This is a genomic window from Pseudenhygromyxa sp. WMMC2535 (assembly GCF_011083025.2).
The window spans coordinates 7,656,188-7,673,881 of sequence record NZ_JABJWV010000001.1 but is presented as its reverse complement, the minus strand read 5'-3'; the positions used below and the strand labels follow the sequence as shown (position 1 = coordinate 7,673,881).

Sequence of the window (17,694 nt, the reverse complement as noted above, 5' to 3'; positions counted from 1 at the left end):
AAGTCCTCTGCCGCGCACACTAGCCTGGAGGCATCAGGGCAAGAAGAGCAGCTCGCCCTCGCTGGTCGCGACGTCGACGGCGTAGTAGCCAGCCTCGCAGTTCGCGCCCACGCCGCGGTTGTGATAGAGGATTTGATTGCGCAGCGAGTCGAAAGCCACGTCGTCGACACAATTCAAATCGTGGCCTTCGATCGCGGATCCGTCGTAGAGCAGGGTCTGCTCGAGGGTGTCGAGGTCGATGCGAACGGTGGCGACGAGGCCCTGCGTGGTCCTGGAGGTCAGGAATAGGCGCTGCTGCTCGTGATCGAGGGACAGCCACTGCCAGGGGTTGTAGTTGAACACGAAGGTGACGTCCGCCCACTGCTCCGGGACCGTGGCGACGAGCTCGACCGTGCCCTGAGTGTGATCGAGGCGGATGATCGAGCCGAGCTCGGCGAGCATCAGCACGTGGTCGTCGCTGGTTGGATCCATCACCTGGTCGCGGATCTCGGCGGTCCACAGCAGGTCGCCCTCGTCGTACTCGCAAAACTCCTCGCACTCGTCGTCGTACATGAAGTAGTTGCTGTTGACCTCGAGGGTGGTCGGATCCATGCCCTTGGCTCGGTAGGTGCAATAGTCTCCGCCGCAGTTCAAGTAGTTGACCCGCAAGCTCGTGTTGGCGGCGTCGACGAAGGGCGAGTTGTACTCTGTGGCGCTGCCACAGTCGTCGCAGCAGCTCTCTTCAATCGGCACGAGCAGCTCTGTCAGGCCGTCGTCGAGGTCGAGCGAGAGGTAATCCTCGTAGACACAAGGTTGATCGTCGTTCCACCAGCTGTGGCTGGTGAACAGCAGGGCGGTGTCCAGCGAGGGGGTGAGGGCATAGCTCGAGACGTAGGACTCGGCTCCCTCGGAGGACCACGGCCAGGCGTCGATGATGTCGACCTCTTCGCCGGCGATGATGTCGACGCTGAGCAGCGTCGTCGATTGGTCGTTCGTGCGGATCCAGCGGTCATGCAGGGGATCGAAGCCGTCCATTGGCGCGAAGCCGTCCTCCTCGCCGCCGGACTCGCTCTCGCCGGACTCGCCCTCGCCGGACTCGCTGCTCTCGCTCGAGTCTTCGCTGGTGCTCGAGGACTCGCCTTCGCCGCTCTCGCTCGAGTCTTCGCTGGCGGTCGAGGACTCGCTCTCGCCCGAGTCTTCGCTGGCGGTCGAGGACTCGCTCTCGCCCGAGTCTTCGCTGGCTGTCGAGGACTCGCTCTCGCCCGAGCCTTCGCTGGTGCTCGACGAGCTTTCATCGCTGTCCTCGGTGTCATCGCTGGTCGACCCGCTCTCGTCGACGGCCTCGTCGGATCCGCTCTCGGATGCCACGGGCTCGTCTGGACCAGGGACGCAAGCCGTCGCGGCGAGGGTCAGTCCAAGGGTGAGCAGGGAGGGGGTTGTGAGCAGGGTGACGCGCCGCATGAATCTTTCCGCCTGTATTGGGAATGACATGAATGTCATGGGCGGGCAATATTGTTATTTGAAATATGATGAATGTGAGTGCCGGCGTTGGCGCGCCGAGTCGAAGATCGAAAGCACTACATGCCAGCGCTCGGTAGCGCCTTCACTCGCAGCTCGAGTGTGGAGGTGGAGGCGCCGGCGCGGGATCTGCTGGCACTCCGATGCGCGTGGGCACGCACGCGAGCCAGGGACTGGCTGCTCGAGTTGCCACGACTCGATCCGCGAGCTCCTGCGCGAGCAGGCCAAGCTCGACCTCGCCAGCAGCCCGCCTGTCCGCGCTGCCCGGGGTCGAGCGGCGCTTCGCCGAGCAGGGCGCGGCGGTGGCCATCGAGCTGCCGGCCCTGGCCGGGCCCGCCCCGGACCAGGGCCTGTCCAAGGCGGGCTACCACGTGCTCGGCTTCGAGGCGATCTACACTCGGGTGCTGATGAGCAAGCTGAGGCGCGAGGCTGCGCCGGACATCAAGGCAAGAAGAGCAGCTCACCCTCGCTGGTTGCGACGTCGACGGCGTAGTAGCCAGCCTCGCAGTTCACGGACGAGCCGAGGTTGTGATAGAGGATTTGATTGCGCAGCGAGTCGAAGGCGACGTCGTCGACACAGTCGAGCTCGTGACCTTCGATCGCCGCGCCGTCGTAGAGCAGGGTCTGCTCGAGGGTGTCGAGATCGATGCGCACGGTGGCGACGAGGCCCTGGGTGGTCCTGGCGGTCAGGAACAGGCGCTGCTGCTCGTGATCGAGGGTCAGCCACTGCCAGTAGTTCGAGTCGAGGGCGAGGGTGACGTCCGCCCACTGCTCCGGGACCGTGGCGACGAGCTCGACCGTGCCCTGAGTGTGATCGAGGCGGATGATCGAGCCGAGCTCGGCGAGCATCAGCACGTGGACGCAGGCCGTCGCGGCGAGGGTCAGGCCAAGGGAGAGCAGGGAGGCGCGCGCCGCATGAATGGTTTCAGCCTGTATTGGGGATGACATGAGTGTCAGGTGCGGGCAATGTTGTTATCATAAAATATGATGAATCCAGAGCCCGGTATTGGATAGCCGGAGCGAAGCACGAAAGTTCTCCATGGTAGCGTCTTCACTCGGTCCTCGAATGAAGCGGTGGAAGAGCGGGCGCGGGATCTGCGGGCACGCCAACGCGTGCGCGGGCACGCACGCGAGCCAGGGTTTTTGGGCCGACGCCTCGCACCCGGGTCAGCTCGTCGACGCGGGCAAAGGGTCGCGCCGCGATGATGGCCGCCGCGCGTTTGGGGCCGATCCCCGGCAAGCTGGTGAGCTCCTCGGCCGACGCCGCGTTGACGTCCACGACCTGGTCGAGGGCCGCGAGCGAGCCGGGATCCATGCGCCCGCAGCTGCCGGTGTTGCCATCCGTGGCGTCTCCAGGCCCGAGGGGACGCGTGGGATCGCTCGGACAGGCGTCGAGCAGCTCCTCGCCACAGCGCAGCTGCCCGTCGACGAGCTGGGGGCGCGCGCAGTCGAGGGGCGCGCCGAGCGTGGGCGGCCCGCTGTAGTCGCCCAGAGCCCAAAACGACGCGAAGACGAGGGCTAGAGCCGTGGCCATGGGGAGGCGGAGGGTGCCGAAACGAGATGAAGGGGGAGGTGGGGAAGGGGACTCCATGCCAGTCTATCGGCCGGCGGCGCCCCGAATTGCAGGGGGGAGCCGAAGCGTCGGGTTCAGTGCTACACACGGGGGGTGCTCGAGGATGATCCTCTGGTCTGCCACTGCCTCGCGGTCCGCGAGTCCGAGGTGCTCGCGGCGATCCGCGGCGGCGCGGTCTCGGTCGAGTCCGTGGGCGGCCTTTGCGAGGCGGGGACTGGCTGCTCGAGTTGCCACGACTCGATCCGCGAGCTCCTGCGCGAGCAGGCCAAGCGTGACCTCGCCAGCAGCCGCGCGCCCAAGTCCCTGCGCCAGCTGAGCCTCTTCGACGCCGTGGACGACGGCCAGCGCCGCAAGCAGGCGCCGGCCGGTAGCCACAAGCGAGCCGAGAACTCCTGAGCGAGCTCAGCCGCCGCGGGGCTCAGTCGGCGCGGGGCTCAGTCGGCGCGGGGCTCAGCCGCCGCGGACCAGGGCCTCGACCTCGTCGGCGGCCTTGGGTGCCTTGGCGCTGAGCACCTCCGGGCCAGCCGCGGTGATCAACACGTCGTCCTCGATGCGCACGCCGATCCCCCGGAAGCCCTCGGCCACGCTCTCGTCGCTCGCCGAGATGTAGAGCCCGGGCTCGACGGTCAGCACCTGGCCGGGGGCGAAGGGCCGCGGATCGCCGCCGAGGGTGTAGCGCCCGACGTCGTGGACGTCGACGCCGAGCCAGTGGCTGGTGCGGTGCATGTAGAAGCGCCGGTAGAGCCGCTGCTCGAGGATCGCGTCGGGCTTGGCGTCGATCAGCCCGAGCTCGGCGATGCCCTCGCACAGCACTTTTAGACAAGTCTCGTGGATCGCGTCGATGGATCCGCCGACCTCGGCGGCCGCGATCCCGGCGACGTTGGCGGCGAGCACGACCTCGTAGACGGCGCGCTGCTCCGCGCTGAAGCGGCCCGAGACCGGCCAGCTGCGGGTGATGTCGCCGGAGAAGTAGTCCCACTCGGCGCCGGCGTCGACGAGCAAGACCTCGCCCTCGCGCAGCTGGTCACGGTTGTCGACGTAGTGGAGGATCGTCGCGTTGTCGCCGGTCCCGACGATCGAGCCGTAGCCGGGTCCAGAGCTGCCCTGGCGACGGAATTCGTACTCGATCAGCGCCTCGATCTCGTACTCCCACATCCCCGCTCGGGTGGCGCGCATGGCCGCGATGTGGGCGGCGGCGCTGAGCTCGATGGCGCGGCGCAAGCTGGCGAGGGCGGCGGCGTCCTTGTGCAGACGGTCCTCGCCGATCAAGTCGCCGACCTCGCCCAGGCGCCGGGGCGGGGAGCAGCCCTCGCGGTTGCGGCGGCGCAGGCTGTGGATGGCGGTGGCGAGGGCGGTGTCGAGGGCAGGCCAGCGGCCGATCGGCAGGTAGACGGTGTCGTAGCCGTCGATGAGCTCGGGGAGCCGGGTCGCGAGCTCGTCGATGGCGTAGGCCTCGTCGGCCCCGAACTGCTCGATGGCCCCCTGCGGCCCAACGCGGCGACCGCTCCAGACCTCGGCCGCGGGGTCGCGGGGGCGCACGAAGGCCACGAAGCGCGGCGGCTCACCGGGCTGGGCGCCGGGCAGCAGCAAGGCGAGCGCACCGGGCTCCTCGAGGCCCGTCATATAGTGAAAGTCGGAGTCCGGTCGAAAGCGAAATTCCGTGTCGTTCGAGCGCGTGCGCAGCTCTCCGCCGTAGAGCACCAATACCGCGTTCTCATCGCGCAGGCTGTCGGCGAGGCGAGACCGTCGCGCGGAGTAGGTCTCGAGGTCGGGGCTGGGGCGTCGCGGCATGGCCCGAGTATGCGACGTGATCAGGGGAGAGGGGAGGGCGTGCGTGAGGCGAGGGCGCGCAGGCACGTTCGCGCGGAAGCTACGTTCGCGCAGCAGGGGTGTTCGCACGTGTTCACACGCGGCCGCACGGCTTGCCAAGGGGTCGAGCGCGTCCGATGGTTGCGCCAGATGTCTCCGCGCGAGCTGAGCAACCGTCGCATCCACGAGGTCCGCGAGGCCCTGGCCTCCTACCGCACCGCCTTGCCCGATACGGACGTCAACGTCCTGGCCAAGCTGTGCCACGCGGTGCTCGCATCCATCGATGTCCGCGATCTTCGTGATCTGCCCACGGTCGAGCTGATCGAGCAGCTCGAGTACGTGCTCGACACGGTCAAGAACCGCAAGTCTGGCCAGATCAAGGCCCAGGTGCGGCGTCGCGGCGACGAGCACATCGTGCTCGAGAGCTGCGTCGACGATAAGCCCTTCCTGGTCTCGGCCGTCCGCGCGCTGCTGGCCAGCGAGGGCTTCGAGGTCCGCTCGGCGCTCAACGCCGTGACCAAGCTGCGCCGCGATCGCCGGGGCAACCTGATCGACTTCAACTCGGGCACGCGCGAGTCGATCATCCGCGTCGAGGTCCGCGTCGACGAGGGCTACGACACCAGCGACGAGGCCCTCTCGGCGCTGCGCGAGCGCCTCGAGCAGCGCCTGCGGATCACCACCGCCATGGTCGGTGACTTCTCGGCGATGAAGGCCCACATCCGCACGCTCGCCGACGAGTACGCCGCGGCCGCGGCGATGAGCGCCGCCGAGGTGTCCGTGGATCTGCGCGAGGCCGAGGGCCTGCTGCGCTGGCTGTGCGACGACAACTACGTGATCTTCTCCGTCGAGGAGTACAACCAAAGCGGGGATCACCTGACCGCATTGGGCACCGCCTCGGTGGTCGCGCCCAAGCGCGACGAGGACCTCTTGCAGTCGGCGGCGAGCTCGGCGGAGCGCCTGGTCCGATACCAGCGCAGCCACGAGGAGTCGCCGGTCCACCGCGCTGGCAAGCCCGGGCACTTCGTGTTCACGGCGGTGTCGCGCGCCGGCGATCCCACCGGGGTCACGATCATCGACGGCCTGTTCACCTACAAGGCGCTGCACACCCCGCCCGAGGACATCCCCTACCTGCGCGGGGCGCTGCGTGACTTCCTGCGCGACCGCGAGGTCGCCGTCGACAGCCACCGCGGCAAGAGCATCACCAACGCCTTCAACTCGTTGCCGATCGAGTACCTGCTCGCCGAGTCGCGGGACAACGTCTGGGAGCTCACCGACCGGGTGCTGCGCGCCGAGGAAGAGGGCGGCAGCGACGTCCACATCCAGGTCGGCGAGGGCGGGCGCTTCGCCTTCGTGTTCGTCTCGCTGCCGCGCGAGCAGTTCTCCGAGGAGCTGCGCGTCGAGCTGCAAGAGCTGCTGCTCGCCGAGCTCGGGGCGAGCTACTCGGACTATGGCGTCTACCTCGATCGCTACGACAACGCGATCATCCACTTCTACGTGACCGCCCCGGGCCCGCTGCGCAGCATCGACACCGACAGCCTGCGCGCCAAGGTCCACGCCATGGCCAAGGGCTGGGGCGAGCGCCTGCGCGAGTCTTTGCAGCACTACGTGCGCGAGGATCACCCCTCGCTCCAGGGCGAGGAGGCCGAGACCAAGGTCCAGGCGCTCTACGCCGTCTATCACGACGCCTTCAACGAAGAGCACCGCCGCCGGGCCGCCGACGAGCGCCTGGTCGGCGACCTGCGCTGCATCGAGAACCTGCGCGAGGGCGCGCCGCTGGACTGCGACCTGTTCATCTCGCGGACCGGCGATCACCCCGGCAGCCTCAACTTGCGCGTGTTCTCCCGCGACCTGCTCACGCTCAGCGCCCAGCTCCCGGTCATCGGCAGCTTCGGCGTCGACGTGATCGATCAGTACACCCGCGAGCTCAAGCTGCCCCACGAGGTCCGCTACCAGATGCACACCTTCCGCCTCGACGTCCGCCGCGAGCGGCACCGGGCGGTGCTCGGGCGGGCGGCGGAGCTGACCCGCGGCCTGCGGGCGGTCTACTCCGGCGTCGCCGGCCGCGACCAGCTCAACCGGCTGATCGCGGTGACCAACATGCGCATCGAGGAGGTCCGGATCCTCCGCGCCTACGTGGCCTACCTCCACCAGCTCGGCGTGCCCTTCGACACCGAGCTGATCATCCAGGTCCTGGTCCGCAACCCCTCGGCCAGCCAGGCGCTGCTGACCTACCTGGCCGCGCGCTTCGATCCCAACGAGGGGCGGGTCGAGGCCAGCGCCGCGCTGCGCACCGTGGAGGCCGAGCTGCGCTCGATCGCCGACTACACCGACGACCGCGTGCTTCAGGCCGTGGCCGAGGTCGTGCGCGCGACGGTCCGCACCAACGCCTTCATCCTCGGCCCGGGCGACGCGCTGGCCTTCAAGATCAACGGCAAGGCGGTCAGCTTCGGGCCCAGCCCCAAGCCCTTCCGCGAGATCTGGGTCTACCACCCGCAGATGGAGGGCGTGCACCTGCGCGGGGGCAAGGTCGCTCGCGGCGGCCTGCGCTTCTCTGATCGCCCCGACGACTTCCGCACGGAGATCCACGGGCTGATGGCCACGCAGATGGTCAAGAACGTGCTGATCGTCCCGATGGGGGCCAAGGGCGGGTTCGTGCTCCGCAAGCCCCCGGCCGATCGCAAGCGCCTGCGCGAGGCCGGCGACAGCTACTACCAGATCTTCATCAAGGCGCTGCTCTCGGTCACCGACAACGTCGTCGAGGGCGAGCCGGTCACCCCCGAGGGCATCATCCACACCGAGGAGCCCGATCCCTACCTGGTCGTCGCCGCCGACAAGGGCACCGCCCACCTCTCGGACACGGCCAACGCGATCAGCATGAAGCAGGGCTTTTGGCTCGACGACGCCTTCGCCTCGGGCGGGTCCAACGGCTACGACCACAAGGCCACGGGGATCACCGCGCGCGGGGCCTGGGAGAGCACCAAACGCTGCTTCCACGAGCTCGGCCTCGACCCCGAGTCCGACGTGATCACGGCGATCGGCGTGGGCGACATGAGCGGCGACGTGTTCGGCAACGGCCTGCTGCGCAGCCGCAGCGTCAAGCTGCTGGCCGCCTTCAACCACATGCACGTGTTCATCGACCCCGACCCGGACCCGGAGCGCTCCTACGCCGAGCGCTTGCGCCTGTTCGAGACCCCGGGATCGACCTGGGCCGACTACGACGCCGGGGTCTTGTCCGAGGGCGGCGGCGTCTACCCGCGCAAGTCCAAGGAGGTCCCGGTCTCGGCTCGCGCCCGCGAGCTGCTCGGCTTCTTGCCCGAGGACGTGATCAGCGGTGACGAGCTGATCAAGGCGGTCATGCGCCTGTCCGTCGATCTGTTTTGGATGGGCGGGATCGGGACCTACGTCAAAGCCCACGACGAGACCCACGCCGAGGTCGGCGACAAGGCCAACGACGCCGTGCGCGTCGACGCCCGCGACCTCTCGTGCCGGGTGTTCACCGAGGGCGCGAACCTGGCGATCACCGATCGCGGCCGCGTCGAGCTCTCGCGCCGCGGCTGCCACATCTACACCGCCTTCCTCGACAACTCCGGCGGCGTCGACACCTCCGACCACGAGGTGAACATCAAGATCCTCTTCCAGCCGCTGCTCGCCGCGGGCTTCAGCCGAGACCAGCGCAACACCCTGCTCCAGGCCGTCGAGGACGAGGTCTGCGACATGGTGCTGGCCAACAACCGCTCGCAAAGCCGCATGGTCAGCTACGACGTGCGCCGCTCGATCGCCGATCTGTGGCGCTACGCCCGGACCATGGAGCTGCTGCGCGTCGAGGTCCCCTTCGAGCCCGAGTCCTTCGCGATGCCCAACGAGGACGAGCTGGCCAACCGCCACCGCAAGGGCGAGGGCCTGTTCAAGTGCGAGGGCGCCGTGCTCGGCTCCCACGCCAAGATGCTCGCCTACCGCGAGCTGCTCGCCGACGAGCCGCTGCCCGAGGAGATCGCCTTCGACCTCGTGCGCGGCTACTTCCCGGCTCAGGTCGTCGAGACCGCGAGCGAGGAGGTCCTGCGCGGTCACCTGCTCTTCCGCGAGATTGCGACCACCGTCGCCGTCAACCACATCGTCGACAGCGCCGGCTGCACCTTCTTCACCGAGATGACCACGGTCACCGGTCGCAGCTACCGCGACGTCGCCGTCGCCTACCTACAGGCCCGCGAGCTCGGCGGCGTCGGGGCGCTGCTCGACGACCTGTTCGCGCTCGAGGACAAGCACGCCCAGGAGGGCGTCTACCGGGCCATGGAGCGCATCGGCTTCGCCCTCGAGGACGCGGCCTTCTACCTGCTCGGCCCGATCGCCGAGGGCGGGGTGCTCCGCACCGAGCGTGCGCGGGTGCTGCTGTCCAAGGTCGTCGACCTGCTCCCGCCGAGCTCTCGCCACCGCGCCCGCTACAACCGCCACGTCCGCCAGCTGACGGAGAAGGGGGTGCCCGAGGCCCTCGCCGAGGCCGTCGCCCGCCTGCGCTTCTTGTCGCCGGTGCTCGACACCTTGATGATCGCCCGCCGCGAGGACGCTGATCCCGAGGCCGTCCTGCGCGTGCGCTTGGGCGTCTCCGATGCCATGCGCATGTCCGAGCTCCAGTCGGCCATCTCGCGCATGGAGCTCGCCTCTCCCTGGGACGGCCCCGCGGTCCAGTCGCTGGGTCGCCAGCTCGAGTTCCACACCCACAAGATGACGCTGCTCGTCGAGGACGAGGGCGTCGAGGCGATGATCGAGGCGCACGGCCTGACCAAGGTCCAGAAGCTGATCGGCCAGTGCCTCGACGGCGACGTCACCGTTGCGAGCCTGGTGATGCTCGACGGCCAGCTGCGCCGGCTGCTCCCGCCGATCCGCGGCACGGCGGCCTGAGAAGGGCTGCTTTAGAGCCCCCCGCGGTGCGTTGGCGACTGGGGCCACGCACCGCGGGGGGCTAAAGGTGCTACAGGCGCTCGAGGCCGGCGAAGAAGTAGCCAGTCTCGAACGCAGCCGTGTCCTCGGCGTCCGACCCGTGGGTCGCGTTGCGCTCGATGCTGGTCCCAAACTGCCCGCGCAGCGTGTCCTTGGGCGCCTCGGTGGCGTTGGTGGGGCCCATGAGGTCGCGCCAGCGCTTGATGGCGTTGTCGCCCTCGAGGACCATGGCGACGATCGGGCCTTCGGTCATGAAGGTCACGAGGTCGTTGAAGAAGGGCCGCTCGGCGTGGACGTGGTAGAAGCCGCGGGCTTGCTCGGTGGAGAGGTGCAGGCTCTTGATGGCGACCAGGCGCAAGCCGGACTCTTGGATCGCGGCGATGATCTTGCCTTGGTGGCCAGCGGCGACGGCGTCGGGCTTGATGAGGGCGAGGGTTCGTTGCATGGCGGGCGGAAGCTAGGGGCTCCTCGGAGCTTTGTCCAGGCGGTGTGGTGGCCTATGACCCTCACCCTGGGTTTGGCGCGCGTGAGCCTGCTTGGGGCCTAGAGATCTCGTGAGCCCTTCGCGCCACCAATAAAATCGCGCGGGGGTGTCCAGAGTGTGCCTGGTGTCCGTTCAGCGGGCCGCCCTCGTCATGACCCGATCTCGCAGCGGGGTTACCCTCCGACCATGGAGACGGACACCTCCGCCCCCGCGCCGGGCACGCCCAGCGACGACTTCGCCCACCTTCACCTGCACACCCAGTACTCGCTCCTCGACGGCGCCATCCGCATGAGCGACCTGTGTGCCAAGGTCAAGGAGCGGGGCATGAACTCGGTCGCGATGACCGACCACGGCAACATGTTCGGGGCCGTGCAGTTCTACCAGCAGGCCAAGGCCCACGGGGTCAAGCCCATCTTCGGCTGCGAGGCCTACATGGCCGAGGGTGACGCGCCGGCCAGGACCGACCGCAAGAACTACCACATCGTCCTCCTGGCCAAGAACGAGGTCGGCTACAAGAACCTCCAGCGCCTGGTCAGCTATGGGCACCTGCAGGGCTTTTATTACAACCCGCGGATCGACCGTAAGACCCTGCGCGAGCACAGCGAGGGGCTGATCGGGCTGTCGGCCTGCCTGGGCGGGCACATCTCGCGGCTGATCAACGCCGGCGAGATGGACAACGCCCGCGAGCGCGTCCAGGAGTACGCCGACATCTTCGAGCCGGGCAGCTACTTCCTCGAGCTCCAGCCCAACGGCATGGCGCTGCAAGAGAAGGTCAACGCGACCTTGGCCCAGCTCGGCCGCGACCTCGGCGTGCCCACGGTAGCGACCAACGACTGCCACTACGTCGACCAGCGCGAGGCCCACGCCCACGAGGTCCTGATGTGCATGGGCATGGGGCGGACGATCAACGACCCCAAGCGGGTCAAGCACGACTGCGACGCCTACTTCATCAAGACCCCCGAGCAGATGTGGAGCTACTTCCACCAGTACCCGGAGGCGATGGCGAACACGGCCCGGATCGCGCAGATGTGCAACGTCGAGCTCGAGCTCGGCCAGCCGGAGCTGCCCGACTTCACGCTCCCCGAGGGCGTCGAGAGCGAGGTCGCGTACCTCGAGATGGTCGCCAAGCGGGGCCTCGAGGAGCGCCTCGCCGAGCTGCGCATGCTCGGACGCAACCCCGACCCCGACGTCTACATGCAGCGCCTCGAGCGGGAGCTGGGGATCATCATCGACATGAAGTTCCCCGGCTACTTCCTGATCGTCTGGGACTTCATCCGCCACGCCAAGAAGATCGGCGTGCCCGTGGGTCCGGGGCGTGGCTCCGGCGCGGGCAGCCTGGTCGCCTACAGCATGCGGATCACCGACATCGATCCGCTCCAGTACGACCTGCTCTTCGAGCGCTTCTTGAACCCCGAGCGCGTGTCGATGCCCGACTTCGACATCGACTTTTGCATGGACCGCCGCGAGGAGGTGATCCGCTACGTCACCGATCACTACGGCGCCGAGCGGGTCGGGCAGATCGCAACCTTCCACAGCCTCAAGGCCCGCGGCCTGCTGCGCGACGTCTGCCGGGTCATGGAGAAGCTCCCGGCCGAGGCCAACGAGCTCGCCAAGATGGTCCCCGAGGGCCCCAAGGTCTCGCTCTCGCTGTGCATGGCGGACCCCAAGGAGATCCGCACCAAGATCAAGAAGAACCCCGAGCTCGCCGGCAAGCTCGAGGGCAAGCTGCAGATCGCCGAGGCCGCCAGCAAGCTGCGCGCGCGCTGTGAATTCGACCCCAAGGTGCGCGAGATCGTCGAGATCGGCTGCTCGCTCGAGGGCCTCAACCGCCACGCGGGCATGCACGCCGCGGGCATTGTGATCGGCAACCGGGCGCTGACCGAGCACGTGCCCTGCTTCAAGGCCGACGACAAGATCGTCACCCAGTACACGATGACCGACGTCGAGCAGGCCGGGCTGGTCAAGTTCGACTTCCTGGGCCTCAAGACCCTGACGGTGATCAAGCACGCCGTCGACCAGATCAACGGCCTGCCCAAGCCGTGGCGCTGCGATCCAACCAGCGTCGGCGAGGACGCCCAGGCGATCTTCGACATCGACAAGATCCCCATGGACGACGCGGCGGTCTACGCGATGATCTCGCGCGGCGAGACCACCGGCGTGTTCCAGCTCGAATCCACGGGCTTCAAGAAGCTGCTGCAGAAGCTCCGGCCCGACAAGTTCGAGGACATCATCGCCGCCGTGGCGCTCTATCGCCCGGGCCCGCTCGAGGGCGGCATGGTCGATCAGTTCATCGACTGCAAGCACGGCCGGCGCAAGATCGAGTACCCGCACGACCTGCTCGCCGAGGTGCTCCGCGAGACCTACGGCGTGTTCGTCTACCAGGAGCAGGTCATGCTCGCCGCGCAGATCCTCGCCGGCTTCTCGCTCGGCGGCGCGGACTTGATGCGCCGCGCCATGGGTAAGAAGAAGGCCAAGGAGATGGAGCGCCAGCGCGCCCTCTTCGTCGAGGGCTGCGAGAAGGTCAACGGCATCGACGCCAAGAAGGCCAACGAGATCTTCGACTTGATCGACAAGTTCGCCGGCTACGGCTTCAACAAGTCGCACTCGGCGGCCTACGGCCTGATCACCTATCAGACCGCCTACCTCAAGCACCACTACCCCGAGTGCTTCATGTGCGCGCTCATGACCTGCGACAAGGACAAGAGCGAGAACGTGGTCAAGTTCATCGCCGAGGCGCGGGCCATGGAGATCACGGTGCTGCCCCCCGACGTCAACGAGTCGGCCTCGGACTTCAACGTGGTCGTGCGCCCGCGGCCCGAGGAGCCCGAGGACGAGGCGGGGGAGGGCGACGACAAGAAGGCCAAGCAGGCCAAGGAGGCGCGCAAGCGCAAGGCTCGAAAGCGCAAGCTGGCCCGCAAGGTGCCGCCCGACGAGATCGCGGCGATCCGCTTTGGGATGGGCGCCGTGCGCAACGTCGGCGGCAACGCGGTCGAGTCGATCCTCGCCGCGCGGGCCGAGGACGGGCCGTTCGAGAGCATCTTCGAGCTGTGTCGGCGCGTCGACCTCAAGCGCGTCAACAAGCGCACGCTCGAGGGCCTGGTCCACTCTGGCGCCCTCGACGGGGTGTCCGGGGGGCACGGGCGCGCGCAGCTGGTCGCCGCCATCGACAGCGCGGTCGACCAGGGCCAGAGCAGCCAGCGCGACCGCGAGAGCGGGCAGACCGGGCTGTTCGCGGCCTTCGCCAGCGAAGAGGTCTACAGCGAGGATTACCCCCAGGTCGCCGAGTGGACGCCCAAGCAGCGCCTGCTCGCCGAGCGCGACGCCCTGGGCTTCTACCTCACCGGCCACCCCCTCGACCGCTACCAGCAAGACGTCGATCGCCACGCCACTGCGCGGATCGGCGGCCTGCGCCAGGAGCAGGTCGGCGGCGAGCTGGTCTTGGGTGGGGTGATCTCCGAGCTGCGCCAGGTCACGACCAAGGCCGGCAAGACCATGGGCTTCTTCCAGCTCGAGGATCAGTTCGGCCGCGTCGAGGTCATCGTGTTCCCGCGCACCTGGGCCGAGCAGACCGACGCCGAGGACCCGGAGTCGCCCAGCTGGGGCGACTGGCTCCACGGCCACGGCGAGGACCCGGTGTTCGTCACCGGTAAGCTCGAGGCCGACACCAACGAGACCGGGGAGGTCAGCCGCTACAAGTTGCTGCTGTCCAAGGTCGAGCCGATCGCCGAGGTCCGCGAGGCCCGCACGCGCAAGGTCAAGCTCAGCTTGCGCGCGGAGCAGCTCGACGATCGCCGCATGCTCGGGCTCAAGCACCTCGTGGCGGACCACCGCGGGCAATGCACCATGGAGCTCGAGGTCGTCGTCCCCGGGCGCTATCAGACCAAGCTGGTGTTCGGCGACGAGTTCAAGGTCAAGGCCGACGACGCGCTCTTTTTGGCGCTCGAGCGCCTCTTTGGCGGGCCCGTGGCCTCGCTGGCCTGAGCGCGGCGACCAGCCTGGGCCGGTGGCCCTCGCTGGCACTGCGGGCTGCGAACGCGCCCCCGCCGAGGGAACGGTGACGGCGGGCGCGCGGCCCTGATAGGCTGTGGCTCCAGGAGGGCGCATGCAGATCCAAGCCTACGGGGGCACCGACGTCGGCCGCCGGCGCAGCCACAACGAGGACACGATCTTGGTCGACGAGGGCCTGGGTCTGTTCATGGTCTGTGATGGGATGGGCGGGCACGCGGCCGGTGAGGTCGCGTCGAAGACCGCCGCCGAGGCGGTGCGCCGTCGCGTCGGCGCGGGTGTCGAGCTGCTGCGTGGCTTCGACGGATCCGCCCAGGCCTGCGAGCAAGTCGAGGCGCTGCTGCGAGACGCCATCGCCGAGGCATCGGCGGAGGTCTACGACCTCGCCCGCGGCGACGATGGCCGCCACGGCATGGGCACGACCTGCATCGCGCTGCTCGTGGCGCGGGCGCCCTCGGGGGCGATCAAGGGGATCATGGGCCACGTCGGCGACAGCCGCATGTACCTCGTCCGCGAGCAGGGCGTGTGGCAGCTGAGCCAGGATCACACCTTCTTCAACGATGCCGTGCGCCACGGCTTGATGAGCTACGAGGTCGCCAAGGCCAGCCCCTGGGCAGGTCAGCTCACCCGCGGCGTGGGGATCCAGCGCAACGCGGTCGTCGACACCCTGGTCTTCGACATCGTCGAGAGCGACACGATCTTGCTGTGCTCCGACGGGCTGACGGCCTACATCCACGAGCACCACGAGTTGGCGTCGATGCTCGCGGATCCCCGTGTGGACCGTCTCCCGGCCAGGCTGATCTCGGTGGCCAACGAGCGCGGGGGAGGGGACAACGTCAGCGCGGTGGTCGTCCGCGGCGCGCCGGAGCTGCCTGCTCAGCTCAGCGACTCGCGCCGGCGCGATCAGGTGACCAACGACCTCCGGACCCTGCGCCACATCGCGCTGTTCATGGACCTCAGCGACGCCGAGCTCGTCCGCATCTATCACCGCTTTGGCGAGGCGGACTATCCCGCGGGCAGCGTGATGATCCGCGAGGACGACAACACCGACAGCCTGTTCATCCTCGTCGAGGGCAGCGCGACGGTCAGCAAGGGGGAGCGGCAGATCAGCACGCTCACCCGCGGGGCGCACTTTGGCGAGATGGGCCTGCTCAATCAGCGCCCGCGCTCGGCGACGGTCACCGCGACCTCGCCGGTCCACGCCCTGGTCCTCGAGCGCGCGGGCTTCAACGACGTGCTGCTCCAGGACACGAGCTTGGCGGCCAAGCTGCTCTACAAGCTCGCGCAGATCCTGAGCCTGCGCCTCGACGAGACGATCAGCGTCGAGCTCGACGACCTCGCCGCGCGCAGGACCGTCGAGCTCGGCGTGCTCTCGCCTTTTCGGCGGAGCTGAGCCAGGACCGAGAGCTCGCCGACGTCGGCCGCTGCTCAGGCTCCGAGGGGCACACCTTTGGTGCTCGAGGGCGGCGACCAGTCGGAAGACTCGCCCGGGCGAGCCTTTCGGCGCTCTTCGTGCCTTCGGTGTGTCCGCGGCCGCGCGCTGGAGCGCACTCTAGTGTGCGCGGCAGAGGACTTGAAGGGTCCCAGGCGCCGGACCGCCGGTTGCTGACGAGGCGCGAGGAGGGAGTTTGTCGGGCACAAATGACTGACGAGTAACGAAGTCAGCGGCCGGTGCTCCAAGCCTGGGGCCCTTCAAGTCCTCTGGAGCGCACACTAGCTGCGCTTGGAGGGCTTCTTCTTGGCGGCAGGCTTCTTTGCCGCGGACTTCTTGGCAGCGGGCTTCTTGGCGGCAGTCTTCTTCTTCGCCGCGGGCTTTTTGGCAGCGGGCTTCTTGGCGGCAGTCTTCTTCTTCGCCGCGGGCTTTTTGGCGGCGGGCTTCTTGGCGGCAGTCTTCTTCTTGCTGGCCGGCTTCTTTGCGGCGGGCTTCTTCGCCGCGGACTTCTTCTTACTGGCGGGCTTCTTGGCAGCGGGGCTCTTCTTGCCAGCCGACTTCTTCTTGCCGGCCGACTTCTTCTTGCCAGCCGACTTCTTCTTGGCCGCAGCTCGCTTGCCGCCGGCGTTTGCTGCCTCGCCGTCCGGGTTGCCCTGAGCGGGAGCCGAAGACGCGCGACGCTGGGCGTGCTCTGCCGGCTCGCGCTCGCGAGCACCTCCGCGCCGGGCCTCTCCGAGGTTGGGGCGATCCCCTCGCGCGGGCGGCAGCCCGAGGGTGTCTCGGCGCGCGTCGTCGAAGCCGAGGAAGGCCGCGAGCTCGTCGAGGATGACCAGGCGCAGCTCGCCCTCGAGCAGCGCGGGGTCGGCGATGTAGCGCAGCAGGCTGAGGCGGTAGACGACCAGGCCGACGAGGGGAGGGTTTTGTTCCTCGTTGTTGCTGCGCGCGGCGAGGGCGAGGGCGCGGACCCGGGGATCGACACCTTCCAAGACCAGCTCGAGGGGAGGGGTGTCCGGGACGAGGACCACGAAGTCGGGATCTCGGGCGAGATCTTGCAGACCAACGTCCTCGCAGCTGCGCAGGATGTCGACGACCTGGCGCTGGAGGTCGGTGGACTCGGGTGCCCACTCGGGGATGGGCGCGCGGACGTCGAGCTGGAGCACCTGGAGGGCCGCGCGGGCGGCCTTGAGGCTGTTCCCGGCCAGGTAGGCGGCCTCGTTGATCAGGTACCAGAGCTCCGCGTCCTCGCTGAGGTGGCGCAGCAGACGCTCGAGCACCGGCAGGGCGAGCTCGGGCTCGCCGAGGTCGAGGTAGATCCGAGCCAGGCGCAGGTTGCAGCCAAAGAGCCGGGCGATGATCAGTTCGAATTCGTCGTCGTCGGTCTCGATGCCCGCGGCCTCGCGGAGCACCGCGACCAGCTGACTCGACTCGGTCTCCTCGCCGAACACGATGTCGAGGAGCTCGAGCTCGGGCAGCGCGGGGATCCGGGCCATGGCCGCGGAGGCCTCCTCGAGGCCGAGCAGGGCCTCGATCTCGAGCAGCCCGAGGTCGAGGCGGTCGGCGGCGTTGGCCTCGTCGAGCTCCCGGGCCTGCTCGGCGCGGCTGAGGGCGCGACGCGGCTCGTCGAGCTCGTAGAGCAAGACCTGCGCGGCCGCGAGCTGGGCGTCGACGTACTCGGTGTCAGCCTCGATGGCGCGCTCGTACCACTCCAAGCTGGAGTCGGCGTCACCCTCGGCGAGGCTGATCGCGGCCATGAGCATGGCGGCGTCCGGGACGTTGGGTCGCAGGCGCTGAGCGTGGTGCGCCGAGTTGCGGGCTTGTTGGTAGTCACCGCGGTCGAGCAGCGACCAGCCGCGGTCGAGGTGGGCCGTGTAGCGGCTCGTCTCGCCGAAGGAGTCGTCGTCTCCATAGTCCAGCTCGCGGGGCACCGAGCGGATATACACCGGCCGGGGGCCCGCCGCC

General features: G+C 68.5%; 11 protein-coding genes. 4 read left to right on the top strand and 7 right to left on the bottom strand.

Translation table 11 applies throughout. From position 1 onward, the window contains the following. Positions 1–33 precede the first annotated feature (33 nt). The 4 genes from G6O69_RS29735 to G6O69_RS39470 form a co-directional block, all read right to left on the bottom strand. Complete coding sequence (locus G6O69_RS29735; protein WP_176397160.1) at positions 34–1,440, bottom strand: hypothetical protein; 1,407 nt, start codon at positions 1,438–1,440, stop codon at positions 34–36. 142 nt (positions 1,441–1,582) lie between these two features. Beyond that, the gene (locus G6O69_RS29730; RefSeq protein ID WP_176397159.1) at positions 1,583–1,855 is read right to left on the bottom strand and encodes a hypothetical protein; all 273 of its coding nucleotides are present in this window, start codon (positions 1,853–1,855) and stop codon (positions 1,583–1,585) included. 83 nt (positions 1,856–1,938) lie between these two features. Next, positions 1,939–2,445 (bottom strand): hypothetical protein, encoded by a 507-nt coding sequence (locus G6O69_RS29725; protein WP_172306851.1) that lies wholly within the window; start codon positions 2,443–2,445, stop codon positions 1,939–1,941. Positions 2,446–2,548: 103 nt separating this feature from the next. After that, positions 2,549–3,031, bottom strand: a complete 483-nt coding sequence (locus tag G6O69_RS39470) for a helix-hairpin-helix domain-containing protein (protein ID WP_217909941.1) — start codon at positions 3,029–3,031, stop codon at positions 2,549–2,551. A 132-nt stretch (positions 3,032–3,163) separates the two neighbouring features. Between G6O69_RS39470 and G6O69_RS29715 the strand changes: the two genes are divergently transcribed. Beyond that, positions 3,164–3,466, top strand: coding sequence for a (2Fe-2S)-binding protein (locus tag G6O69_RS29715; RefSeq protein ID WP_217909940.1), 303 nt, complete (start codon positions 3,164–3,166; stop codon positions 3,464–3,466). Between the two features lie 54 nt (positions 3,467–3,520). On the opposite strand, the gene G6O69_RS29710 is transcribed toward G6O69_RS29715, so the two are convergent. After that, positions 3,521–4,861 carry an aminopeptidase P N-terminal domain-containing protein gene (locus G6O69_RS29710; protein WP_172306850.1) on the bottom strand — a complete coding sequence of 447 codons (1,341 nt, stop codon included), beginning with the start codon at positions 4,859–4,861 and terminating at the stop codon, positions 3,521–3,523. 168 nt (positions 4,862–5,029) lie between these two features. Between G6O69_RS29710 and G6O69_RS29705 the strand changes: the two genes are divergently transcribed. Further along, a complete protein-coding gene (locus G6O69_RS29705) occupies positions 5,030–9,775 on the top strand; it encodes an NAD-glutamate dehydrogenase domain-containing protein (RefSeq protein WP_172306849.1) in 4,746 nt (1,581 codons plus the stop codon). A gap of 70 nt (positions 9,776–9,845) precedes the next feature. Here G6O69_RS29705 and ndk read toward each other — a convergent pair whose 3' ends face one another. Next, positions 9,846–10,259 carry a nucleoside-diphosphate kinase gene (gene ndk, locus G6O69_RS29700; RefSeq protein WP_172306848.1) on the bottom strand — a complete coding sequence of 138 codons (414 nt, stop codon included), beginning with the start codon at positions 10,257–10,259 and terminating at the stop codon, positions 9,846–9,848. Positions 10,260–10,484: 225 nt separating this feature from the next. Here ndk and dnaE point away from each other — a divergent pair, with 225 nt between their 5' ends. Both dnaE and G6O69_RS29690 read left to right on the top strand, forming a co-directional pair. Further along, on the top strand, positions 10,485–14,279 hold the full coding sequence (gene dnaE / locus G6O69_RS29695; protein WP_172306847.1) for a DNA polymerase III subunit alpha: 3,795 nt from the start codon (positions 10,485–10,487) through the stop codon (positions 14,277–14,279). A gap of 121 nt (positions 14,280–14,400) precedes the next feature. Continuing rightward, positions 14,401–15,696, top strand: a complete 1,296-nt coding sequence (locus G6O69_RS29690; protein WP_172306846.1) for a cyclic nucleotide-binding domain-containing protein — start codon at positions 14,401–14,403, stop codon at positions 15,694–15,696. Between the two features lie 320 nt (positions 15,697–16,016). Here G6O69_RS29690 and G6O69_RS29685 read toward each other — a convergent pair whose 3' ends face one another. After that, on the bottom strand, positions 16,017–17,660 hold the full coding sequence (locus tag G6O69_RS29685; RefSeq protein WP_172306845.1) for a tetratricopeptide repeat protein: 1,644 nt from the start codon (positions 17,658–17,660) through the stop codon (positions 16,017–16,019). Positions 17,661–17,694: the final 34 nt, after the last annotated feature.

Excerpts from the sequence above, each read along its gene's own strand:
- ndk (WP_172306848.1), bottom strand. The coding sequence starts at position 10,259 with ATGCAACGAACCCTCGCCCTCATCAAGCCCGACGCCGTCGCCGCTGGC.
- G6O69_RS29735 (WP_176397160.1), bottom strand. The coding sequence starts at position 1,440 with ATGCGGCGCGTCACCCTGCTCACAACCCCCTCCCTGCTCACCCTTGGA.
- G6O69_RS29710 (WP_172306850.1), bottom strand. The coding sequence starts at position 4,861 with ATGCCGCGACGCCCCAGCCCCGACCTCGAGACCTACTCCGCGCGACGG.
- G6O69_RS29690 (WP_172306846.1), top strand. The coding sequence starts at position 14,401 with ATGCAGATCCAAGCCTACGGGGGCACCGACGTCGGCCGCCGGCGCAGC.
- G6O69_RS29705 (WP_172306849.1), top strand. The coding sequence starts at position 5,030 with ATGTCTCCGCGCGAGCTGAGCAACCGTCGCATCCACGAGGTCCGCGAG.
- G6O69_RS39470 (WP_217909941.1), bottom strand. The coding sequence starts at position 3,031 with ATGGCCACGGCTCTAGCCCTCGTCTTCGCGTCGTTTTGGGCTCTGGGC.
- dnaE (WP_172306847.1), top strand. The coding sequence starts at position 10,485 with ATGGAGACGGACACCTCCGCCCCCGCGCCGGGCACGCCCAGCGACGAC.
- G6O69_RS29725 (WP_172306851.1), bottom strand. The coding sequence starts at position 2,445 with ATGTCATCCCCAATACAGGCTGAAACCATTCATGCGGCGCGCGCCTCC.